General features: G+C 72.9%; 19 protein-coding genes. 13 read left to right on the top strand and 6 right to left on the bottom strand.

From position 1 onward, the window contains the following. Positions 1-593: 593 nt before the first annotated feature. Both ACIF6L_RS11465 and ACIF6L_RS11460 read left to right on the top strand, forming a co-directional pair. On the top strand, positions 594-1,181 hold the full coding sequence (locus tag ACIF6L_RS11465; RefSeq protein WP_396488069.1) for a hypothetical protein: 588 nt from the start codon (positions 594-596) through the stop codon (positions 1,179-1,181). Positions 1,182-1,350: 169 nt separating this feature from the next. Then, on the top strand, positions 1,351-1,539 hold the full coding sequence (locus ACIF6L_RS11460) for a hypothetical protein (protein ID WP_396488067.1): 189 nt from the start codon (positions 1,351-1,353) through the stop codon (positions 1,537-1,539). A 251-nt stretch (positions 1,540-1,790) separates the two neighbouring features. Here the strand turns inward: ACIF6L_RS11460 and ACIF6L_RS11455 are convergent, their stop codons facing one another. Then, the gene (locus ACIF6L_RS11455; RefSeq protein ID WP_396488065.1) at positions 1,791-2,522 is read right to left on the bottom strand and encodes a TetR/AcrR family transcriptional regulator; all 732 of its coding nucleotides are present in this window, start codon (positions 2,520-2,522) and stop codon (positions 1,791-1,793) included. 134 nt (positions 2,523-2,656) lie between these two features. Between ACIF6L_RS11455 and ACIF6L_RS11450 the strand changes: the two genes are divergently transcribed. Further along, positions 2,657-4,183 (top strand): APC family permease, encoded by a 1,527-nt coding sequence (locus tag ACIF6L_RS11450; RefSeq protein WP_359805371.1) that lies wholly within the window; start codon positions 2,657-2,659, stop codon positions 4,181-4,183. A gap of 61 nt (positions 4,184-4,244) precedes the next feature. Continuing rightward, complete coding sequence (locus ACIF6L_RS11445; RefSeq protein ID WP_396488063.1) at positions 4,245-5,882, top strand: amidohydrolase; 1,638 nt, start codon at positions 4,245-4,247, stop codon at positions 5,880-5,882. 218 nt (positions 5,883-6,100) lie between these two features. Here ACIF6L_RS11445 and ACIF6L_RS11440 read toward each other — a convergent pair whose 3' ends face one another. Then, the gene (locus ACIF6L_RS11440; protein WP_396488061.1) at positions 6,101-6,559 is read right to left on the bottom strand and encodes an ATP-binding protein; all 459 of its coding nucleotides are present in this window, start codon (positions 6,557-6,559) and stop codon (positions 6,101-6,103) included. Positions 6,560-6,691: 132 nt separating this feature from the next. On the opposite strand from ACIF6L_RS11440, the gene ACIF6L_RS11435 reads away from it, so the two are divergent. The 5 genes from ACIF6L_RS11435 (at position 6,692) to ACIF6L_RS11415 (ending at position 10,549) form a co-directional block, all read left to right on the top strand. Further along, on the top strand, positions 6,692-7,564 hold the full coding sequence (locus ACIF6L_RS11435) for a helix-turn-helix transcriptional regulator (RefSeq protein ID WP_329490356.1): 873 nt from the start codon (positions 6,692-6,694) through the stop codon (positions 7,562-7,564). A 2-nt stretch (positions 7,565-7,566) separates the two neighbouring features. Beyond that, positions 7,567-7,752 carry a DUF397 domain-containing protein gene (locus ACIF6L_RS11430; protein ID WP_329490357.1) on the top strand — a complete coding sequence of 62 codons (186 nt, stop codon included), beginning with the start codon at positions 7,567-7,569 and terminating at the stop codon, positions 7,750-7,752. Positions 7,753-7,968: 216 nt separating this feature from the next. Next, positions 7,969-8,934 carry a DUF4331 family protein gene (locus ACIF6L_RS11425; protein ID WP_396488058.1) on the top strand — a complete coding sequence of 322 codons (966 nt, stop codon included), beginning with the start codon at positions 7,969-7,971 and terminating at the stop codon, positions 8,932-8,934. Positions 8,935-9,049: 115 nt separating this feature from the next. Further along, entirely contained in the window at positions 9,050-9,883 is an 834-nt protein-coding gene (locus ACIF6L_RS11420; RefSeq protein WP_359805382.1) for a DUF1206 domain-containing protein, read from the top strand. A gap of 309 nt (positions 9,884-10,192) precedes the next feature. Then, positions 10,193-10,549, top strand: a complete 357-nt coding sequence (locus ACIF6L_RS11415; protein WP_396488195.1) for a cupin domain-containing protein — start codon at positions 10,193-10,195, stop codon at positions 10,547-10,549. Positions 10,550-10,656: 107 nt separating this feature from the next. Here ACIF6L_RS11415 and ACIF6L_RS11410 read toward each other — a convergent pair whose 3' ends face one another. The 3 genes from ACIF6L_RS11410 to ACIF6L_RS11400 form a co-directional block, all read right to left on the bottom strand. Continuing rightward, entirely contained in the window at positions 10,657-10,881 is a 225-nt protein-coding gene (locus ACIF6L_RS11410) for a DUF6458 family protein (protein WP_329490362.1), read from the bottom strand. Between the two features lie 58 nt (positions 10,882-10,939). Continuing rightward, positions 10,940-11,602: a hypothetical protein gene (locus ACIF6L_RS11405; RefSeq protein WP_396488056.1), complete on the bottom strand. Its 663-nt coding sequence runs from the start codon at positions 11,600-11,602 to the stop codon at positions 10,940-10,942. Between the two features lie 177 nt (positions 11,603-11,779). Next, the gene (locus tag ACIF6L_RS11400) at positions 11,780-12,313 is read right to left on the bottom strand and encodes a hypothetical protein (protein WP_329490364.1); all 534 of its coding nucleotides are present in this window, start codon (positions 12,311-12,313) and stop codon (positions 11,780-11,782) included. 208 nt (positions 12,314-12,521) lie between these two features. Between ACIF6L_RS11400 and ACIF6L_RS11395 the strand changes: the two genes are divergently transcribed. Together ACIF6L_RS11395 and ACIF6L_RS11390 are read left to right on the top strand one after the other, a co-directional pair. Then, on the top strand, positions 12,522-13,295 hold the full coding sequence (locus ACIF6L_RS11395) for an alpha/beta hydrolase (protein WP_396488053.1): 774 nt from the start codon (positions 12,522-12,524) through the stop codon (positions 13,293-13,295). 41 nt (positions 13,296-13,336) lie between these two features. After that, entirely contained in the window at positions 13,337-13,804 is a 468-nt protein-coding gene (locus ACIF6L_RS11390) for an OsmC family protein (protein ID WP_352287520.1), read from the top strand. Positions 13,805-13,810: 6 nt separating this feature from the next. Here ACIF6L_RS11390 and ACIF6L_RS11385 read toward each other — a convergent pair whose 3' ends face one another. Continuing rightward, complete coding sequence (locus ACIF6L_RS11385) at positions 13,811-16,984, bottom strand: putative bifunctional diguanylate cyclase/phosphodiesterase (protein ID WP_396488051.1); 3,174 nt, start codon at positions 16,982-16,984, stop codon at positions 13,811-13,813. Between the two features lie 42 nt (positions 16,985-17,026). Between ACIF6L_RS11385 and ACIF6L_RS11380 the strand changes: the two genes are divergently transcribed. Both ACIF6L_RS11380 and ACIF6L_RS11375 read left to right on the top strand, forming a co-directional pair. Further along, positions 17,027-20,767, top strand: coding sequence for an amino acid adenylation domain-containing protein (locus ACIF6L_RS11380; RefSeq protein ID WP_396488049.1), 3,741 nt, complete (start codon positions 17,027-17,029; stop codon positions 20,765-20,767). Then, positions 20,764-21,588 carry a leucyl/phenylalanyl-tRNA--protein transferase gene (locus tag ACIF6L_RS11375; RefSeq protein ID WP_396488047.1) on the top strand — a complete coding sequence of 275 codons (825 nt, stop codon included), beginning with the start codon at positions 20,764-20,766 and terminating at the stop codon, positions 21,586-21,588. Before ACIF6L_RS11380 ends, ACIF6L_RS11375 begins: the two co-directional genes overlap by 4 nt. Positions 21,589-21,672: the final 84 nt, after the last annotated feature.

Raw genomic sequence — 21,672 nt, 5'->3', positions numbered from 1 at the left:
CAGATGTTGCTCGCCCTTCGTAAAGGTTGACGGCGAGGGCGGGCGAAGATCCACAGCCATTGTTCCATGGTGATCCCGGCGGTGCCACTCTTTTCAGGCCAGTTGGACCGCCTGGTGCGGACTTGTTGACCAATCGGTTGAGGCCTGTGACGAGTACTTATCATGCTCGTCACAGGCCAAATCTGCAGGGCCAGTCAGGTCCGGGGGCCTCTGGCTCCTCTCGTCCCCCGGATTTGCGATGAAGAAGGCTTGAGAATTCAGGGACACCGGCGAGCTCGGGCGGTAGCAGTGGCGTTATGCTCGGCCCCGGCCGGCGATGCTTCCGGGGGACAGACTCTGGTGGGGATCGGCGGGGTCGTGAGGGTCGAGTTGGCGTGGAGTGCGTGGGAGCGCTGGTGGTGCTTCGGGTGTGCCGATCGTTCGGGTGGCTGGCGCTGTTCTGGCCTTTCGGCTCTGGTCGATCCGGGTGCCGTCCGGCTGCGCAGTGACGGCTTCGACCGATATGCCCCTGCGGTGACGCAGGGGCAATTTCATGAGGCGACTATCGCGAGCCTCTTGAGTGGTGACATGCAAGACAAGGTGGTGCCACGGGGGTGATCCGTTCGGTGTTCAAGTCTCGTGTCGGGCGAGTGATTTCGATAGCAGTTGCCGTGGTGGTCGTCACGGGGATCTTTCTATGGAATATTCCCCTGATGGGGCAGTGGCGGGTGGACAGGCCGGTTACGGGCTTTCTTCTTGAGTCACCGGTCTCTGAAGGGCCGTGGCAGAGGCAGGAAGATCGGGATCCCGGTGCTCCCTATATGCGGGGGCTGGACGAGCGGCAGGAACGTTCCTTCGTGCGAGATGCTTCGGATCCGTCGAAGGGGAGGGTGAGCCAGACGGTCATGCGGTTCGGTTCGCCGACGTGGGCGTGGCTCGTGTTCCGGTCCGGTGGCCTCAAGAGCCGGTACTCGCGCTATGGTCAGGTTGAACCGATCTCTGTGCCCGGCAGCCGGAGTGCCGATGATCAAGAATACGCCTGCCTTCTGTCGGAGGGTGCCGAATGCCAGAAGTGGGGTATGTGGCTGAGGTATGGACAGTATCTCGTCGAGGTCGTGGGTGTTGAGGAGTCATCGATTGACGGGGCCGCCGAGAGCATGCGGCAGCTGGCGGGAAAGGTCGATCTAGAAATGCGCGACTGACGTCGATACGTGTCGAATATCGGTCGGGTTCCTTCGTTGACCGCCCGCTCCCTTTTGGGGGCGGGCGGTCAACGGTGTTTTTACTCGGATGGTTCTGGGGCGGGCGAGTGCTGTGCCGGCGGGTTGTCGATGACGTACCGCGATGGGGGGCGACAGCACGGAAGTCGGCGTGGACGCGCATGCCGATCGCGTGGAGGTCGGCGCGCCAGTCTCCGGTGAGTGCCAGGCCGTGCTGGGCGCGGCCGATGAGTTCGTCGGCGACGGCCAGCAGCAGGTCGTCGGTGTCGTGGAAGTGCCGGCAGACCGCACTACAGTCGGGCTGGCGCGGGACGTCGACGCTCCGGGTCGTCGATTTTGATGCAGGGGGTTCCAGGATGAAGTTCGCAATGAAGCTTTCCGGTGCGTCTTTGCTCTGCGCATCGGTTGGCTCCTGGGGCGACATCCGCCGTGACGGCGCCGCGGCAAGCGACCACGTAGTGCCCGGAGCAGGCCCTTCCCGTCCGATGTTCGACGGGCTCCCCCGGCTCGGCGTGCAGGTCGCACGTCGAGCCGGTCGTCCGGTGCACCTGGCGGGCGTTGGCGACGTCGCTCTGGTGTCGGGTCGGACGGTCAGTGTTCGCGCCGCGACGGCGGTTGCTCCTCCTGCCCCCGCAGGCGGGCGGCTACGGCTTCGAGGAGGAGGTCGAGGGCGAAGGGGTAGCCGCTGCGGTCCATGTCGGTGATGAGGAGGGGGGCGGTGGCGGCGATGTTGGGGTGGGTGGCGGGGGTGAGGCGGCCGTAGCGGACGCGCCAGACGGCGAGGTCGGCGGCGCGGGCCGGGGGTGGGAGGGCGAGGGCGGCGGCGTCCTGGGCGGCGAAGGCGAGGGCCTGGTCGATGAAGGCGTGGTAGATCCGGACGGCGTCGTGGTCGGGGAACCCGGCTGAGCGGAGCACGCCGAGGATGGTCTCGACGGCCCGGGTCTCGTGGTCGCGCCCGGTGGTGCGGTGGGCGGCGAGCTGGGCGGCCTGGGGGTGGGCCAGGTAGGCGGCGTGGACGCGCATGCCGATCGCGTGGAGGTCGGTGCGCCAGTCGCCGGTGAGGGCGAGGCCGTGCTGGGCGCGGCCGATGAGTTCGTCGGCGACGGCCAGCAGCAGGTCGTCGGTGTTGTGGAAGTACCGGTAGACCGCGCTCGGGTCGGCGCCGAGTGCGGCGCCGAGGCGGCGGACGGTGAGGGCGGCCGCGCCGTGCTGGCCGATCAGCCGCAGGGCGGTGGCCACGATGACCTGCTCGGACAGCACCGTGCCCTGCTTGGTCGGTTTCCGGCGCCGCCGTTGCGGTTCGGGGACCACGCGTTCCGTCATGGCGGGGAGCCTAGGGCATCGCGCCTTATGACAACAGCATTGACGTGTGACCGGGGCGAGGCTTTCATGGCCGCCACGGCCAGGACAGCTACCGGCCGCCACCCCTTCCCCCCCACGATCAAGGCGGTGATCCGTTGGCAACGACGGTCAAGGACTCCGGCGACACCCCGAGAGCCGGCGCGCCCACCCCCGAGGGCCCGCTGCCCAAGTCCGTCGGCGTGGTCGGCGGCATCGTTCTCGCCGCCTCCAGCACCGCGGCGACCAGCAGCATCGGCATCGGGCTCGGCCTGATGGCGGGCGTCGTCGGCCTGCACCTGCCGGCGATCATGCTGCTGGCCTTCCTCCCGGTGCTCGGCATCGCCGGCGCTTACGGGCGGCTCAACCGTGTCGACCCGGACTCCGGCAGCAGCTACACCTGGGTCGGCCGGGTGCTCAACCCCTGGCTCGGTTTCCTCACGGGCTGGGTGAACACCGTCGGTACCGTGGTGTTCATGGCCTACACCACGACGGTGACCGGGTCGGCACTGATCCAGCTGCTCGGCCAGGCGCGGGTCCGCTCGGTCGCCGGCCTGCGGCTGGACGCGGACTCCACACTCCAGGCCACCCTGCTGGGCATGGTCGTCCTGGTGGCCGCCGCGCTGGTCGCGGTGCGCGGCCTGGAGCTCGCGGCTCGGCTGCAGAAGTACCTGCTGGTCTTCGAGTACGTCGTGCTGCTGGCCTTCTGCGGCTACGGCCTGTTCGCCGGCGACCAGCCGTTCTCGCTCGACTGGTACAACCCCTTCGCGATCCCGTCGGTGGACGCCCTCGCGCAGGGCATGGTGCTGGCGGTGTTCTGCTACTGGGGCTTCGAGTCGGTGTTCAGCATCGGCGAGGAGGTCCGCGAACCGGGCGACGCCTCGCGCGGCGGCTTCATCGCGCTGGCGGTGATGCTGCTGCTCTTCCTGCTCGCCGGGACGGCCTTCCAACGGGTGCTGCCGATGGAGGAGTTGGCGGACAACGGCGCGCACGGGCTGACGTACCTCGGCGAGAAGCTGGCCCGCCAGCCGCTGGCCGCGCTGCCGCTGATCGCGCTCACCTTCTCCGCCGTGGCCTCGCTGCAGGCCTCCGTCATCCCCACCGCCCGGGGCATGTACGCGATGGGCCGGGACGGCACGCTCGGCCCGGTCTGGACCCGGATCCACCCCCGCTACGGCACCCCCGCCGCCGGCACCCTGCTGATCTCGGGCGCCGCCATCCTGCTCGCGGTGCTCTCGCTGGTCATCCCGACCGTGAACGACCTGATCTCGGCGACGGTCAACGCGATCGGCATCGTGGTGGCGCTCTACTACGCGCTGACCGCGGTGGCGGCGGCGGTCCGGTTCCGGCACCTGCTGCGCACCTCACCGCTGGAGGGCCTGCGCGCGGTCGTCGCCCCACTGCTCGGCGCGGCGGTGCTGCTGGCGGTGGGCGGGTATCTCTGCTGGATGCTGTACGACTCCGCGGACCACTTCGAACTCTCGGCCGACAACGGCTGGTTCGGCCTGTCCGTGCCGGTGCTGATGATCGGCTCCGGGCTGGTGGCCGCCGCGTGGTCCCGTTTCCACCGCAAGTCCGCCTACTTCGACCGGCAGGCACCGGCCGACCCGGCCTCCGCCGATCCGACGGCCGCCCCCGCAGCCTGACCCCCACCGTCTCCCCGACCCCGGCCGCGCCCCGGCCGCTGAACTCCCAGGAGCACCACCGATGTCCAAGGCCGACCTGGTCTTCACCAACGGTCCCGTCCACACCGGCGACCCGGCCCGCACCCGCGCGACCTCGCTCGCCGTCACCGGCGAGCGGATCACCGCCGTCGGCCACGACGAGGTCCGCCAGCTGATCGGCCCCGGCACCGAAGTCGTCGACCTCGAAGGCCGGTTGCTGATCCCCGGCTTCGAGGACTCGCACATCCACGCCGTCTTCGGCGGCACCGAACTGGCCGAGTGCGACCTCACGGGGACGGTCGGCGCCGACGAGTACCTGCGCCGCGTCGCCGCGTTCGCCGCCGCCCACCCCGACCGGACGTGGATCACCGGCGGCGGCTGGTCGATGGAGAGCTTCGCGGGCGGACTTCCCACCCGGCACCTGCTCGACTCCGTCGTGCCCGACCGCCCGGTCTACCTGGTCAACCGCGACCACCACGGCGCCTGGGCCAACACCCGGGCGCTGGAACTCGCCGGGCTCACCCGGGACACTCCCGACCCGGCCGACGGCCGGATCGAGCGCGAGCCGGACGGCACCCCGAGCGGGATGCTCCAGGAGGGCGCCACCGGCCTGGTCGCCCGGCTCGTCCCGCCGACCGACGCGGCGGGACGGCTGGCCGGACTGCACCGGGCGCAGGAACTCCTGCACTCGCTCGGCATCACCGGCTGGCAGGACGCCCTGCTCGGCATCTTCAACGGCCAGCCGGACCCGTCCGACGCCTACGCCGCCGCCGCCAAGGCCGGCACGCTGACCGCGCGGGTCACCGGCGCGCTCTGGTGGGACCGCAACCGGGGCGCCGACCAGATCCCCGAACTGGTCGCCCGTCGTGCGCAGTTGACCGGAGGCCGGTTCCGGGCCGGCTCGGTGAAGATCATGCAGGACGGCATCGCCGAGAACTTCACGGCCGCGCTCTCCACCCCCTACCTGGACGGCTGCGGCTGCGCCACCGCCAACTCCGGCCTCAGCTTCGTCGACCCCGCCGCCCTGTGCGGCTACGTCACCGCCCTGGACGCGCTCGACTTCCAGGTGCACTTCCACGCCCTCGGCGACCGCGCGGTCCGCGAGGCGCTCGACGCCATCGAGGTCGCCCGCGCCGCCAACGGCCGGCGCGGCACCCGGCACCACCTCGCCCACCTCCAGGTGGTCCACCCGAGCGACCTCCCGCGCTTCGCCGCTCTCGGCGCGATCGCGAACATCCAGCCGCTCTGGGCCGCCCACGAGCCCCAGATGGACGAGCTCACCATCCCGTTCCTCGGCCCCGAACGGGCCGCCTGGCAGTACCCGTTCGGCGGACTGCTGAGGGCCGGTGCCACCCTCGCCGCCGGCAGCGACTGGCCGGTCAGCAGCCCGGACCCGATCGCCGGCATCCACGTCGCCGTCAACCGGATGGAACCCGACGCGACCGACGGCCGGGTCTTCCTCCCCGAGCAGCGGCTGGACCTCGCCACCGCCCTCGCCGCCTACACGGCCGGATCCGCCCATGTGAACGGCCACGACGACGCGGGCAGCCTGCGGACCGGCCACCTCGCGGACCTGGTGGTGCTCGACCGCGACTTCTTCGCCGCCCCGCCCGAGGAGATCGCCGCCACCCGGGTCGAGCGGACGTACGTGGGCGGTCAGTTGGTCTACGCGAAGGGCTGATGAGACGCGCGAATCGGTGCCGCACAGGAAGTCGGCCGGTCCGACTTCCTGTGCAGCACCGGTTTCAGGGGCGGTCAGCGGTCGGGGCGCTCGGGGCCGGGCGCGGCTGGGCCGGGTGATGGTGCCGCGCGGTGAGGGGGAGCGCCCAGGCGAGGAGGGCGAGCAGCAGGGCCAGAGGGAGCACGATCAGGACCGTGGCCTGGATGGTACCGGGGCGTTCAGGCGGCATGGGGGAGGTCGAGTTCGGCCCAGACGGTCTTGGCGTTGGGGTGGCGGGGGATGCTGCCCCACCGGTCGGCGAGCGCGCCGACGAGGGTGAGGCCGCGCCCGGACTGCGCGTGGGCGGCGCAGGCGGCGGGGACGGTGGGGTGACGGTCCCCCCGGCAGTCGGACACCTCGATACGGAGGGTGGCGCCGCCCGGGGGCTTGTCGACGAGGCGGAGCGCGAGCTCGAACCCGCGGCCCGGCACACGTCCGTGGGTGCTGGCGTTGGCCGCCAGCTCGGCGATCACCAGCAGCGCGGAGTGGAAGGTCTCGGCGGCGATGGAGTTGAGCCCCCAGGCCGTGAGTTGTTGTCTCGCGATCCGGCGCCCGATCGAGGCCCCCTTGGGGGAGGCGGTGAGCTGCGCGGTGTGGGCGCGGGGGGTCGCTGTGTCGAGGGGAATTTCGGACTTCATGTGACAAAGCCTGGTGGCTCGGAAGTACCCTGACCATGGATCGGGCGAGTACGGAGAGTGCTTGTCCGGGCGCGGAGTGTCGGCTTGTCGGTTGGCTGAGGATTAACCGATCGAAACGACGGGGTGGTTGCTGTGGGCGGCGATGAGCGCGTGGTGTTCGAGGACGGCGAACTGCCGGAGGGTTCCGAGGGGGTCGCGGAGTTCTTCAGCGCGGTGGGGAAGTTGGTGAAGCTGTTCCGTGAGCGGGCTGGCCTTACCCAGCGCGAGATGGCCGAAAGGATCGGCTACGGCGAGGACATGGTGGGCGCGGTTGAACGGGGGCGGCGGACTCCCAGGGTCGAGTACCTGACTGCCGCTGACGAACTCCTCGGTGCTGGAGGAGCGCTGAAGGCGGTCGCGGCAGACGTCATGAAGGCCAAGATCAGGGTGAGCACGCGGCACCCTGCGTGGTCCAAGGCCTTCACCACGGAGGAAGCGCAAGCCGTGGAAATCCATGACTACAGCACGCTCGATATCCCGGGCCTGCTGCAGACGGAGATGCACGCCCGGGCGCTCTACGAGATGCGGAAGCCGGTGCTTCCCGACGAGATGGTCGAGAAGTGGGTGGCAGCACGGATGGCGCGACAGGAGATCCTTACCCGCGCGCCGCTGCCGATGATGAGTTGGGTGATCGACGAGAGCGTGCTTCGTCGTCCCATGGGCGGGAGGGACGTGCATGAGGAGCAGCTTCGGCACCTGCTCAAGGTCGGCCAGATGCGCGGGCTTGAGCTTCAAGTGATGCCGCTGGAGCGAACCGAGCATGCCGGTATGGGTGGCTCGTTCATTCTGTTGACACCGAAGGGGAGGGCTCAGATTGCCTTCGTGGAGGTGCAGCACGTCAACAGGCTGATCACGGATCCGGAGGAAGTCCGTATCATGGCCGCACGGTACAGCAGCATCAGGGCTCAGGCGCTCAACATGGGGGAGTCCCTGGCTTTGATCGAGAAGATGCTGGGAGAACGGTGAGCATGGCCAAGCTGACGTGGTTCAAGAGCACCTACAGCGGAAATGAAGGCACCGCCTGCGTCGAGGTTGCTGAGACGCCCGAGGTCATCCATGTCCGTGACTCGAAGGACAAGAGCGGCCCGCAGCTGGAGTTCGACCCGGCTGCATGGCAGGCGTTCGTGGTGTTTGCCGCGGCTGCCGAGATCTGATCCCCTCTTGGACGGCCCGCCACTGGTGAGTGGCGGGCCGTTCTGTCGCCCTTGAGTCCACCCATCAGTTTCTATCTCCCGTCACAACCCTTCAGGAATGCGCCAATCGGCGGACGGCCGTCTTCTGTACGGGTGGCCTCCCCCTCTTGTACGGGTGCCGCTGGTAGCAACGGAGCCGACAGCCAGGGGGGAACGCAGAGACGAGGTAGCGCAGCCATGTCCCACCACCTCAGCGGTCCCGACCTGCGGTCGCCCCGGGGCGACGCCCGGCTGGACCTCACCGACCTGTTCGCGTTCCCGGCGGCCGACGCCTCGGGGCGGACGGTGCTCATCATGAACGTGAACCCGTACGCGCCGACCCGGGCCAACGCCTTCCACCCGGACGCGGTCTACCGGATCAACATCGACAACGACGGGGACGACCAGGCGGACGTCGCCTACTCCTTCACCTTCTCCGACCCCGAGGCCGGCGCCCAGACCGTCACCGTCCACCGGGCCACCGGTGACGCCGCGCGCCAGCACGAGGCCAACGGCGACGTCCTCTTCGCCGGCGTCCCGGTCGCCTTCGGCGACGCCCCCGACGTGGTCGAGGCGAACGGCTACAAGCTCTCCGTCGGCCTGCGCAGCGACCCTTTCTTCGCCGACCTCGAAGGGATCGTCAACAACTTCACCTGGACCGGCAAGGACGCGATGGCCGAGGCGAACGTCTTCGGCATCGCCCTCGAAGCGCCGGACGCCGAGCTGGGGCCGGAGGCGACGATCGGCGTCTGGGCGCGGGTCAGCCTCCACGAGGACGGCCGGCTGGTCTCCGTCGACCGGGGCGCGCACCCCTCCCTGACCGCCTACTTCAACGCCGAGGACGTGAAGGACACGTACAACGCGGGCGAACCGGCCGACGACTGGGCGAAGTACCGCGAGCCCTGGACGGCCGTCCTCCAGCACACCGGTGACTACACCACGGACGCGGCCACCGAGACGCTGAAGCTCGTCCTCCCCGACATCCTGCGCTACGACCGCTCGCGCCCGGCGATCTACCCCAACGGGCGGACCCTGGTCGACGACGTGACCTCGGCCCGGCTGTCCATGGTCTCCGGCGGCAAGATCACCGGCGACCACATCCCTCCGCACGTCGACCTGCTCCCCGTCTTCCCCCACCTGGGCCACCCGCATCCGGCCGTCTGACGCCCGGGCCGCCCGCCCGTCCCACCGCTCGCCCGCACGCGTGTCCGACGGTCTGCCGGGCAGACGCCCCGGCAGACCGGGCGCGCACGGCGCCCGCTGCCGAGAGGGGGCCGTCGTGGCCGCAGGAGCGCACGGAAGACCGGCCGGCCGGGGAGCGGCCGCCGACGACACGGCGGACGGCGCGCTGCGCTGGGCCGGGCGCGCCGGGTTCACGGCCCGGGGCGTCGTCTACGTCCTGGTCGGCTACCTCGCCCTGCGGATCGCCTTCGGCAAGGGCTCGGACGAGGCCGACCGCCAGGGCGCGCTGCGCACGGTGGCCGACCAGCCGCTGGGCCGGGCGGTGCTCTGGCTGCTGGTGGCCGGCTTCGCGGGCATGGCGCTGTGGCGGGCCGCCTCGGCCGCTTTCGGCCGCGGCAAGGACGGCAAGCCGGGCAAGCGCGCCCTCAACGCCGGCCGCGCGCTCTTCTACGCTGCGGTCTGCTGGGGAACGGCCGCCTTCGCGCTGGGCAGCGGCGGACAGTCGAGCAGCGACGACACCTCCAAGGACTGGACGGCCTCCGCCCTCGACCTGCCGGCCGGTCGGTACCTGGTCGGCGCGGCGGGCCTGGTGCTGGCCGGGGTCGGGGTCGGCACCGCCGTCCGGGCCCTGCGGCGCCGCTTCCTCGAACGGTTGGACACGGCGGCGATGGGGCCGCGCGTCCGGACGGCCGTCACCGCCTGCGGGGTCGCCGGCAACACCGCGCGGGGCCTCGTCTTCGCTGCGGCCGGCGCCTTCGCCGTCACCGCCGCGGTCCGCTTCGACCCGCAGCGGGCCAAGGGCCTCGACGACACCCTCCGCAGCCTCGCCACCACCCCGGTCGGCCCCTGGCTGCTGGTGCTCACCGCCGTCGGTCTGCTGCTCTTCGGCGCCTTCTCCTTCGCCTCCGCGCGCTGGCGCCGCCTCTCCTGACGGCGCCCGGCGGTGCCACCGGTCGGACCCTACGGTCGGACCGGTGGCTCTTCGAGCCGTGCGGGTCGAGTCCGGCGCCGGGCGGCGTGAGCCGGATCCTGCCCTCAGGCCGGGGGAGAAGCGGGCGGGCAGCCACCGCGAGCCCTGATCGTGTTGGTCAGGTGCCCGGCCCCGTCAGGGCCGGGCACCTCCGCACCCCGCGGTCGCGCGACGTCCCGACCGGTCACCCGGACCGTGCGGGCGCCCGCTGCCTGGCTACCTCGTACGATCGGGTGCTTTCCGATCGTACGAGGAGTCCTTGCTTTGGAGATGTTCCGCTTCGACCGCGCCGAGAAGGTCGTCGACCGCTACGACAGCCTCGGTGCCACCGCGACACCGGTCGCCGCAGGCGGGGAAACCGTCCACCTGACCTGCCTGGTCATCGAACCGGGCGGGACCATCGGCGCCCATCCGGCTCCGGTGGGTCAGCTCTTCCTGGTGATCGCGGGCGATGGCTGGGTGGCGGGCGCCGACGGGCAACGGGTGCCGGTGTCGGCCGGTGACGGCGTCCGCTGGGAGCCGGGCGAGGAGCACGCCTCCGGCACGGCCACCGGCCTCACGGCCCTTGCCGTGGAGGGCCCGTCGCTGCTCCTCCTCGCCTCTCCCGGCCCGCGCGCGACCTCCTGAGGCGGCTCCGGCTCCCGCCTTCGCCGCGAACGCCCTTCCGCCGCCGGCCCGTAGAGGACGGGCCGGCGGCGGAAGGGCGTTCGTGAAGGTCTGCGGACGGTGCCGGTTCAGGCGCCGTCGTAGTAGCGGCGTTCCTCCACCACCGGGTCGACCCCGCCGACGACCGGTCGGCGGCGGCGCAGGGCGCGGGCGTAGACGACCAGGCCGAGCAGGCCGGCCACCATCAGGACGATGCCGACGACATCGACGTTGACGCCCGAGAGGTGCCAGTCGACGGCGAAGGTGAGGATGGCGCCCAAGGCGAAGACGATGATGCAACCGCCGATACCCATGGCGGTCTCCTTCCCGTTCTCGGAAGGGCCGGCCGGGGCCGGCGGGGCGGGTGGGGGGTCAGGCGAGAAGTCGGTCGAGGACGGCGCGGTAGTCGCGCATCGCCAGTCGTAGCTGCTCGGTGCGGGCGCCGGGCTCCTCGCCGGGGGTCCGGCAGCCTTCGCGCAGGTCCTCCAGGCGTCGGCGGGCGGCCTCGGCGACCAGGTCGGCGGTTCGGCTGACCAGGCTGTCGGCGGCGGCCGCCGAACCGGCGGGGTCGTCCACGAAGGCGATCTGGGCGCGTTCCCACTCGGCCCGTGCCTCCTGGACGGCGGTGGTGTCCAGCCAGGGGCCCAGGCCGGCGGCCGGTCGGTCGGGGGTGGCGGGAGCGGTCGGAGCGACGGTCTCGCCGGTGGGTGCGGTCGGGGCGGCCGCGCCCGGCGCCGGCGGTGCGGTCGGGGCGGCGGGGACGGCGTCCGGGGCGGGCGCCGCGTCCGGCTCCGCGGGTCGGACCGCCGGGAACTTCTGGAGCGAGGCGACGTCCGGCCGGTCCTCGGACCGCTCGGCCATGCCGGCGGTGGCCGGTGCGGGGCCGTGCCCGGCGGCGTGCCGGGGGTGGCCGGACCGGCCGCCGGCGTGGGTGCCGGCGTGGCGCGGGTCGGCGGCGTGGTGGACCCGGCCGTGACCGGTCCGGTCGTCGTTGCCCTGGCCGTTCTCGCTGCGGTGCTGCTCGATGCGGGTCATCGTCTCCTCCTCGGACTGACGTCGTACGGATGCGTCCGGACCGGCCCGGATACGTACGGCGGCCGTACGGGCCGGTGGCGTACGGGCCGGTGGTGTACAGGTCGGCGCTGTACAAGTGCTGTGCGGATGCGGATACAGATACGGGTGCGCTGTGCGGGTGGGGTCGGACGGGGCGGGTCAGTGGCGGGCGAGCGCGCCGGTGCGCTCCTCGTGGAGCAGTTCCACGATCAGGTCGCGGACGGCGATCACGGAGCAGCGCAGTTCCTCGCTGTCCGCGCCCGGGTTGTCCAGGGCCCGGCGGGCGTCGCGGTAGGCGGGCAGCCGCGCCGCGTGGTCGACGGAGAGGACCTCCGGACGGCCCTCGCCCGGGTAGCCCATGTCGGTCAGCAGGGAGTCCAGCAGCCGCGCCGTACGGACGGCGGACTGGCGCGGGTCCTCGACGAACAGGGCTTGCAGGCCGCGAAGTTCGGCCAGGTACCGGTCGCGGTCGGCGGCCTCGACCGGGACGGTCTTCACCCGGCGGCGCAGCGCCAGCCGGTCGGTGAGGTCGTGCTCGGCCGCCCGGACGTCGCCCTCGTGGACCAGGACGGTGCGGTCGTACTCCGGCCCGAACCGTGCGCGCAGTCGGTGCGAGCGCAGCCGGGGGGCCAGGACGGCGAAGAGTGCGGCCGCCGCGATGACCGCGACAATGACGATCTGAAGAGGATCCATTTCCGCTCCTTTCGGCGGCGGGCCGCCGGTGCGGCCGCCGGGCCCTCGCTTTGCCCGTCCGGCGCCCGGCAAACCCCCCTGGGTGGTGCGCGGCTGTCCCGCCGTCGCCCGAGCGACCGTCAGATGCCCGTCCCAGCGCGGTGCCGGTACGGTTCCCGGGTACACGACCGACCGTGCTCCCGGCGGCAACCAGAAAGGCCACGAACGCATGCGCTTCCTCGTGGAGGAGACCTCTGACGGCGTCTCGGAACGCCGCTTCACCCACGGCGACGTCCCCGGTGTGCTGTGGACGCCCACCGGTACCGTCGGTGGCCGCCCGCTGGTGCTGCTGGGCCACGGCGGTGGCGGGCACAGCCGGACGCCGGTCCTGGCGGCCCGCGCCCGCCGCCTGGTGACGGACTACGGCTTCGCGGTCGTGGCCGTGGACACGCCCGGCCACGGGGACCGGCCGCGATCCGCGCGGGACGCCTGGTTCGAGGCGGAGATCGGCGCGCTGCTGGCGGCGGGCGAGCCGCTGAGCCGGGGGATCGCCGAGCACACGGCGGCCCTCGCGGAGCGGGCGGTGCCCGAGTGGCGGGCGGTGCTGGACGCGCTGGGCGGGCTCGACGAGGTCGGCGCGGAGCACCCGGTGGGCTACTGGGGCCTGTCGCTGGCCAGCGTGGTCGGCCTCCCGCTGGTGGCGGCGGAACCGCGGATCACCGCCGCCGTCCTGGGCCTGGCCGGCCACGAGTCGCTGACCGGGGCGGCGGCCCGGGTCACCGTCCCGGTCCGGTTCGTGCTGCAGTGGGACGACGAACTGGTCGAGCGCACGGCGGGGTTCGCGCTGTTCGACGCCCTGGGCTCGGCGGAGAAGACCCTGCACGCCAACCCCGGCGGCCACGCGGGTGTGCCCGCGGCGGAGCTGGAGAGCGCGGCGCGGTTCCTCGAGCGGCACCTGCGCGCACCCGTGGCGCCGGGCCTCCCGGCCGGCTCCGTATTCTGAAGCGCCGCCGGGCAGGCCGGAGCCGTACGAGAGGGATGACGATGGAACAGCAGCAGTCCGAGCGCGGGCTCGTCGTGGTGAGCGAGAGCGGCGTCGGCCGCTACGGCCAGCAGGTCCGGGCCGGCCGCCACGAGCTGGCGGCCGACGAGCCGGGGCCGGTGGGCGCAGACAGCGGGCCGAACCCCTACGACCTGCTGCTGGCCGCGCTCGGCAGCTGCACCTCGATGACGGTGCGGATGTACGCGGAGCGCAAGGGCTGGCCGCTGGAGAAGGTCACCGTCGCGCTGCGGCACGAGCGGGTGCACGCCGAGGACTGCGCGGAGTGCGAGAGCGGGCACGGGCTGGTCGACCGGATCACCCGGGAGATCCGGCTGGACGGCGCCCTCGACGCCGAGCAGCGCCGGCGGCTGCTGGACATCGCGGAGAAGTGCCCGGTGCACCGGACGCTGACCGCCGGCGTCGTGGTCAGCACCACGGAGGTGCCGCCGGAGGCCGCCGCCCGGGGCTGAGGGCCGTCACGACTGCCGCTGGCCGGCCAGGTCGACCTCGCCCCGGACCAGGGCGCCGGCCTGGTCCGGCGTCAGCGGGCGGGCGAAGAGGTAGCCCTGGCCGAGCGGGCAGCCCATGGCGGCGAGCAGGTCGCGTTGCTCGGTGTTCTCGATGCCCTCGGCGATGACCTGGACGCCCAGCGTGTCGGCGATCCGGGTGATGCCCTCGACCAGTGCGTACTGCTGCTGCGACATCCCGAGCCCGTCGATGAAGGACTTGTCGATCTTCAGGATCGAGATCGGGAACTCCCGCAGGTAGGAGAGCGAGGAGTAGCCGGTGCCGAAGTCGTCGATCGCGATGCCCACGCCCAGCTCCTCGCTCAGCGTGCGCATGTCGGTGTGCACCCGCTCGTCGCGCCGCATCAGCACCGACTCGGTCAGCTCCAGCACCAGCGCCTCGGGGGCGATCCCGGAGGCCCGTACCGCGGCGCGCACGACGTCGACGAAGCCGGCGTCCCGGAACTGCCGGGCGGACACGTTCACGTTGACCCGCAGGGGTGGCCGGCCGGTGGCGCGGCGGCGGTCGGCGGTCAGCCGCTGCCAGCCGGCGGCCTCGTGCGCGGCGCGCTCCAGGACCCAGGCGCCGAGCGGCACGATCTGGCCGCTCTCCTCGGCGAGCGCGATGAACTCGTCGGGCAGGACCATCCCGCGCCGGTCGTGCGGCCAGCGGACCAGTGCCTCGAAGGCGACCAGCTCGCCCGTCGCCAGGTCGACGATCGGCTGGTAGTAGAGCTTGAACGCGGACTCGGCGATCGCGACGTCCAGGTTCTCGTTCAGCTCGTGCCGCTCCACCAGCCCGGCCTGCAGGGCGGGCTGGTAGTGGCACCACTGGCGCTTGCCGGCCGACTTCGCCGAGTACAGCGCCAGGTCGGCGTGGGTGAGCAGCTCCGCCGAGTCCACGCTGTCCTCGGTGGTCGCCACCCCGATGCTCGCCGTCACCCGGACGGCGCCCGCGCTCAGCTTGAACGGTTCGACGAAGGCGGCCAGCACGCTGTCCGCGATCGCGCCGACGTCCGCGGGGCGCACCGCGTCCTCCACCAGCACCGCGAACTCGTCGCCGCCGAGCCGGGCCGCCGTGTCGGAGGTGCGCAGCGCGGTGGAGACCCGCAGCGAGACGGCGACCAGCAGCTCGTCGCCGACCGCGTGGCCCTGGGTGTCGTTGACCACCTTGAAGTCGTCCAGGTCGATGAAGAGCACGCCGGTGACCGCCCCGCTGCGCTCGCCCCGGGAGAGCGCGTGGCCGACCCGGTCCTGGAAGAGCACCCGGTTGGCCAGGCCGGTGAGGGAGTCGTGGAAGGCCCGGTGGGTGAGCTCGCGCTCCATCTGCCGCTGCTCGGTGACGTCGCGCAGGGTGAGCACCAGGCCGCCGACGGTCGGATCCCCGCGCAGGTCGTTGCAGCGCACCTCGGCCTCGATCGGGGTGCGGTCCTGGCGCAGCAGGCGCCAGTGCTCGCGCTGCTGCTCGCGGCTGTCGCCGGTGCGGACCCCGCCGTCCGGGCCGCGCATCCGGGCCAGCGCGCTGCCGACGGTGCGGCTGTCCTCGGGCGGGACGAGGTCAGTGATCAGGACGCCGTCCAGGTCGGCGTAGCCGAGGACGCGTTCGGCGGAGGACGAGGCGTAGCGGACGCCGTCGTCGGCGTTGAGGATCAGGATGACGTCGCTGGCGCTCTGCACCAGGGTGCGGAAGTAGGCCTCGCTGTTGCGGCGGTTGATCTCCTGGCTCAGCATGACGCGCTCGACGGCCAGCGCGGCCTGGGCGGCCAGGATCTCCAGCGAGCTCCAGAGGCTGGTCAGCTCCTGCTCGGTGCCGGTCACGATGAGGGCGCCGATCAGCGGGTCGCCGGAGGGGCGCTCGGCCAGGGTGAGCGGGCAGAGCAGTGCGCAGGGCATCCCGTCGAAGCGGACGGCGAGATCGGCGCCGATGTCCTCGACGGGGAGTAAACGGGTCTCCCGGACGGCCGCCAGGGCGAGCACCTCGTCCGAGTCGGAGCCGTCGTGCAGGTGGTGCTGGGCGGGGCCGCGCTCGGCGTGCCGGATGTGCAGGACACCGGCCTCGCTGACCGCGAGCAGGGCGACGTGCCCGCGCTCGGTGGGCATCAGGGTGGAGGCGGCCCCCTGGACGGCGTCGGCCACCTCCTCGACGGTGACGGCGGCGGTGAGCGAGGCGCCGGCCTCGCGCAGCACGCGCTCCCGGGCGATGGCCTCGCGCCGGGCGCTCACCACGAGCGCGAGGCGCGCCAGTACGAGCAGGAAGAGCAGCGCGGAGAAGGCGCCGATCACCCCGGCGTTGTTGGTGTCGCCGTTGATCGACTCGACGATCAGGATGGTCGGCGCGACCAGCGAGGCGGCGGCGAGCAGGGCGAGCCGGCCCCGCCCGAGATCGACCTGCTGGGTGGGGACCGGTTTGGTGAGCTCGACCATCGAGGGATGCAGGGCGGCCGCGCCCCAGGCGGTGTAGAAGGCCGCCCAGCCGAGGTCGACCGGCGTCCCGATGTGCCAGTTGCCGTGCAGCACGATGAGCCCGTACAGGATGTCGGAGATCAGCAGGCCGACCGTGCCGACGGTGAGCAGCTGGAGCGCGCGGCTGCCGCCGCCGCGTGGCACCAGCAGGCGCAGCAGCAGCGCGAGGACCACCACGTCGCCCAGCGGGTAGGCGATCGAGACGGCCTTCTGGAACCAGCTGAGGTCGGGGTTACGGGCGTACGGGAGGATCAGGTAGATCCAGGCGAGCAGGGCCAGGCCCATGGTCAGGATGAGGGCGTCCAGCAGGCTGGCGCGGTCCTGGTGGGCCGTGCGCCAGCGGATGAAGCCCAGCACGCCGGCCGCGTAGAGCAGGTACTCGGCGAGGTAGAAGCCGTCGGCGACGGAGGGGAAGGGGCTGCCCAGGTGCAGGAACTGCATCTGGATGACCTGGACGACCTCGCCGGCGGTGAAACTGAGGTTGGCGAGGGCGAGCAGGTACCAGAACAGGCGGTGCGCCGGGCGGTTGAGGTGGACACCCACCACGATGGCCGCTACGCCGCCGAGGCCGATGCCGGTCCACCAGATGATCCGCTGGGTCGGGTTGCTGTAGTAGATGCAGGTGAACAGCACCATCCACGACAGGTAACAGACCATCAGGCGTTGTCGCCGACGTGTCAAGGACGCTACCTCCTCCGCGACATCACGGGTGCCGGTCCGGCGGTGACTTCGGGCGAGGACGGGATCTGCCGGGGCAGGTCCGGGGGTTGTGCTCGGGGTTGTGCTCGGGGTTGTGCTCGGGGTTGTGCTCGACTTCCTCGAAAGGTGTACTCGGGTACGACCGTAGGCCCTGTCGGGGGAGTCCGCTCGGGGGTGCCCGCGGTTTCCGGGCAGCGGCCCCGTCCGTCCGGCGGCTTTCGGCCGGACGTTCGGAACGGTCCTTCGGTGCGTATAGTCGGAAATGTCGCACCTCCCAGCATTCTGCCGCCACACCACGAGGTCAAGCCGGTGGACGACGCAGTCGACAGCGCACAGGGCGCGCGCCCGGATGTGAATTCCGGGCGCCACGCCGTGGTGCGGAACGAAGACGGTCAGTATGCGATCTGGCCCGGTGACTTCACCGTGCCGGGTGGCTGGCACACGGTGTTCGGGCCGGCCGGCCTCGCGGACTGCCGGGCCCATGTCGAGCGCGAATGGCGCTGGGCCGGGCTCGGGCTCCCCGGGCCCGGCGGCGCCGGCCGGGGCCCGGCCCGGGCCGGGTTCTCGGACACCGTGCACGGACTGTTCCGGGCCCGGGCCGCCCACGACCCGGACGCGGTCGCCCTGCTCACCGAGGACGGCGAGCTGAGCTACCGCGAGCTCGACCTGCGCAGTGACCGGCTGGCCGCCGTCCTGCGGGCCCGGGGCGTCGGGCCGGAGCGGGTGGTGCCGGTCTGCCTGGAGCGCGGGGCGGCCCTGATCACGGCCTGGCTCGGCGTGCTCAAGGCCGGTGGGGCCTTCCTGCCGCTGGACCCGGCGCACCCGCAGCGCCGGCTCGCGCAGCTCGTGGTGGACTGCCGGGCGGTGGTGGTCGTCGGGGAGCACGGGCGGCACTTCGCCGGGGTCCCGGTGGTCGGCGCCGACGCGGCCGGACCGGACGGCGATCCCGGCCCGGGCACCGCGGAGACGCCCCCGGGCACCGCCGCGGATCCGGCGGAGGACCCGGTCGAGGACGGCGTCCCGGTGCCGGACCCGGCCGTGCCGGACGACCTGGCGTACCTGATCTACACCTCCGGCACCACCGGCACCCCCAAGGGCGTACCCGTCACCCACCGCTCGCTGGTCTTCACGCTCGACCGGGTGATCCGCGCCTACGAGCTCACCGCGCGTGACCGGGTGCTGCAGCTCGCCGCGCTGGGCTTCGACACCTCGCTGGAGCAGGTCTTCGCCGCGCTGCTCAGCGGCGCGACCCTCATCCTCGGCGGCGCCCGGACCTGGGCGCCCACCGAGCTGGTGCACCGGATGCGCGAGCTCAGGCTGACCGTCGCCGACCTCACCCCCGCCTACTGGCACCACGTACTCGCGCTGCTCCCCGAGGGCGGCCCGGCCCCCGAGGGCCTGCGGCTCGTCGTGGTCGGCGGGGACACCGTGCACACCGACGACAGCCGCGACTGCCTGGCCCGGCTGCCCGGCGTCCGGCTGGTCAACGCCTACGGGGTGACCGAGGCGGCCGTCACCTCCACGCTCTGCGAGGTCACCCCGGCGGTGCTGGGGCCGGCCGGCGGGGGCGGGCTCGGCGCGGCCCCCGTCCCGATCGGCAGGCCGCTGCCCGGGGTGCGGCTGCACCTGCTGGACGCCCGGCTGAGCCCGGTGCGGCCCGGCGAGAAGGGCGAGATCTACCTGGGCGGCCCCGGCCTGGCCCGCGGCTACTGGCGGGCCCCCGGGCTCACGGCGGAGGCCTTCCTGCCCGACCCCTACGCGCCCGTCCCCGGCGAGCGGATGTACCGCACCGGCGACGCCGGCCGCTGGCGGCCCGACGGTCAGCTGGAGATCCTCGGCCGCTTCGACGACCAGGTGAAGGTCCGCGGCTACCGGGTGGACCCGGCCGAGGTGGAGTCGGTGCTCGCCGCCCACCCGGACGTGCGGCAGGCCCGGGTCGCCGCCGACGGCGCCGCGGACGGCACGCACGTGCTGACCGCCTACTACACGCTCGCCGACCGGGACGGCTCCGGCGCCCGGGCCCGGCGGTCCCAGATCCGCGACTACCTCGCCGAGCGGCTGCCGGACTTCATGGTCCCGGCCGACTTCGTCCTCCTCGACAGCATGCCGCTCACCGCCGCCGGCAAGATCGACCGGCGCCGGCTGCCGCGCACCGCGCCGCAGCTCCAGCGGCGCGCGGGGCGCGATGGCGAGGGCACCGTGGAGGCCCGCGGCGCCGACATCCGGTCCGACGCGCCCGACGGTGCCCGCCGCGACGCGGGCCCGCTCGCCGACGGCTCCGGGAGCGCGATCGAACCCGCCGTCGCGCACCTCTGGTCCGAGCTGCTCGGCGTCGAGGAGGTCGGGCCCGCCGACGACTTCTTCGCCCTCGGCGGCAACTCATTGCTCGCCATGGAGATGCTGGCCCGGGCCCGGATCATGTTCGGCATCGACGTCACCAGGATCCGCTTCCTCACCCGCTCGCTGCTGCGCGACGCCACCCTGCGGGCCTTCGCGACCGCCACCCAGTCCGCCCGCGCCGGCGGCAACGGCTTCGGCGAGGCGGCCGTCGACTGGACGGCCGAGGCCGAACTCGGCACCCCCGTACGGCAGTCCTGGCGCCCCGCGCCCTCGCGCGCCGAACCGGCCGAGATCCTGCTCACCGGCGCCACCGGCTTCTGCGGCGCCCACCTGCTCGCCGCCCTGCTGGACACCACCGGGGCACGTGTCCACTGCCTGGTCCGCGCCCCCGACGAGGAGCACGCGCTGGAGCGGATCCGGGCCGCCCAGCAGCGGTACCTGCGCAAGGACGTGCTGGACGGCCGGGTGGTCCCGCTGGTCGGGGACCTCGCCGAACCGCTGCTCGGGCTCTCCCAGCACCGCTTCGAGGCGCTCGCCGACAGCCTGGACGCGATCCACCACCTCGGCGGGCAGGTCAACTTCATCTACCCGTACCACCAGTTGCGCGGCCCCAACGTCGGCGGCACCCGGGAGGTCGTCCGGCTGGCCGGGCACTCGCGGGGCATCCCGGTGCACTACCTCTCCACGCTCGCCGTGCTCGCCGGCTTCGGCCCGGCGGGCGTCGGCGAGGTGACCGAACGGACGCCGCTGGCCCACCCGGACCGGCTCGCGGTCGGCTACGTGGAGAGCAAGTGGGTCGCCGAGCAGCTGCTGCACAACGCGGCGGCGGCCGGGCTGCCGGTCACCGTGCTGCGGACCAACGACGTCACCGGCGACCTCACCACCGGGGTGATGAACACCGGCACGGAGATCTGCGCGCTGATCAAGTACATGGCCGACAGCGGAAGTTGCCCGGACGTCCGGCTGCTGCTCGACTTCGTCCCGGCCGACCGGTTCAGCCGCGCCGTCGCGCACATCGCCCGGCACGCCCCCGCGATCGGCGAGGTCTACCACATCACCTCGCCGCGCCCCGCCGTGCTCGCCGACCTCGCCGAACGGCTGCGGGCGCGCGGCCACCCGGTGGAGCAAGTCCCGTACAAGGCCTGGGTCGAGGACCTCGTCCGGTTCGCCGCCGGGCACCCCACCCACCCGATGACCCCGTTCGTGCCGCTCTTCGTGGACCGCAGCCCGGGCACCGAACTGTCCATCAGCGAGATGTACTTCCGGCCGACATTCCCGCTCTTCGACCGGGCCAACACCGACCAGGCGCTGGTGGGCAGCGGGATCGAGCTCCCGGCGGTGGACGACGCCTTACTCGACCGCTACCTGGAGCAGTTGACCGCGGAGGGCTTCCTGATGCCCCCGGCGGGGGTGGTCCGGCGGTGAGCGGGGGCGGCGGCGACGGGGAGTTCGGCGACGGGGAGTTCGGCGACGGGGCTTTCGGCGACGCCGTGTTCGGGGGCCTGGACGTGCGGGGCGCGCCGGGGGACGGGCCGGTGGCGTTCGGGGCGCGGCTCGGGCCGGACGTGCTGCTGGCGGCCTACCGGCACGGGCTCTTCCCGATGCCCGCCGCCGACGACTACGCGAGCGCCTTCAACGAGGTCCGATTCGAGGAGGCGGTGGCGGCGGGGGAGGTGGCGCTGCTGCCCGGCGCCGAGGACGACCCCTACGCGCTCGCCTGGTGGTCGCCCGACCCCCGCCCGGTGCTCGCCCCGGACGCGGTGCACGTCGGGAGCCGGCTCGCCCGGCGGCTGCGGAACGGCCGGCGGTGGTGGACCAGCGCCGACCGGGCCTTCCCGCGCGTGCTCGAAGCCTGCGCGCAGGCACGCCAACCCTCCTGGCTCGTACCGGAGCTGCGTGTCGCGCTGGTCGAACTCCAGCGGCGCGGCGCCGCCCACAGCGCCGAGGTCTGGGAGGGCGAGGAGCTGATCGGCGGGGTCTTCGGGGTGGCCGTCGGCCCGGTGCTCAGCCTGGACTCGATGTTCCACCGCCGCTCCGACGCCGGCCGGGTCGCCGTGGCCGACCTCGCCGCGCGGTTCGCCGACGCGGGCGGGCGCCTGCTGGACGCCCAGTGGGACTCGCCCCACGTCCGCGCGCTCGGCGCCGCCGCCGTCCCGCGCGAACGCTACCTGGCCGAACTGGCCGCACCGGCCGAGGTCGGTCCGCTGGCCACCGCGATGCTCCCGGCGGCCCGGCTGGGCCGGTGACCGCGGCCGCCGGTCCCGCGGTGGGGGCGGTGGAGGCGCCGAGGCGGCCGACGACGCGGCCCCGCCCGGGAGGTTCCCGGCGGG

Source organism: Kitasatospora sp. NPDC086009, assembly GCF_044540385.1.
Taxonomy (GTDB): Bacteria; Actinomycetota; Actinomycetes; order Streptomycetales; family Streptomycetaceae; genus Kitasatospora.
This window is presented reverse-complemented; position numbering and strand designations above follow the sequence as displayed.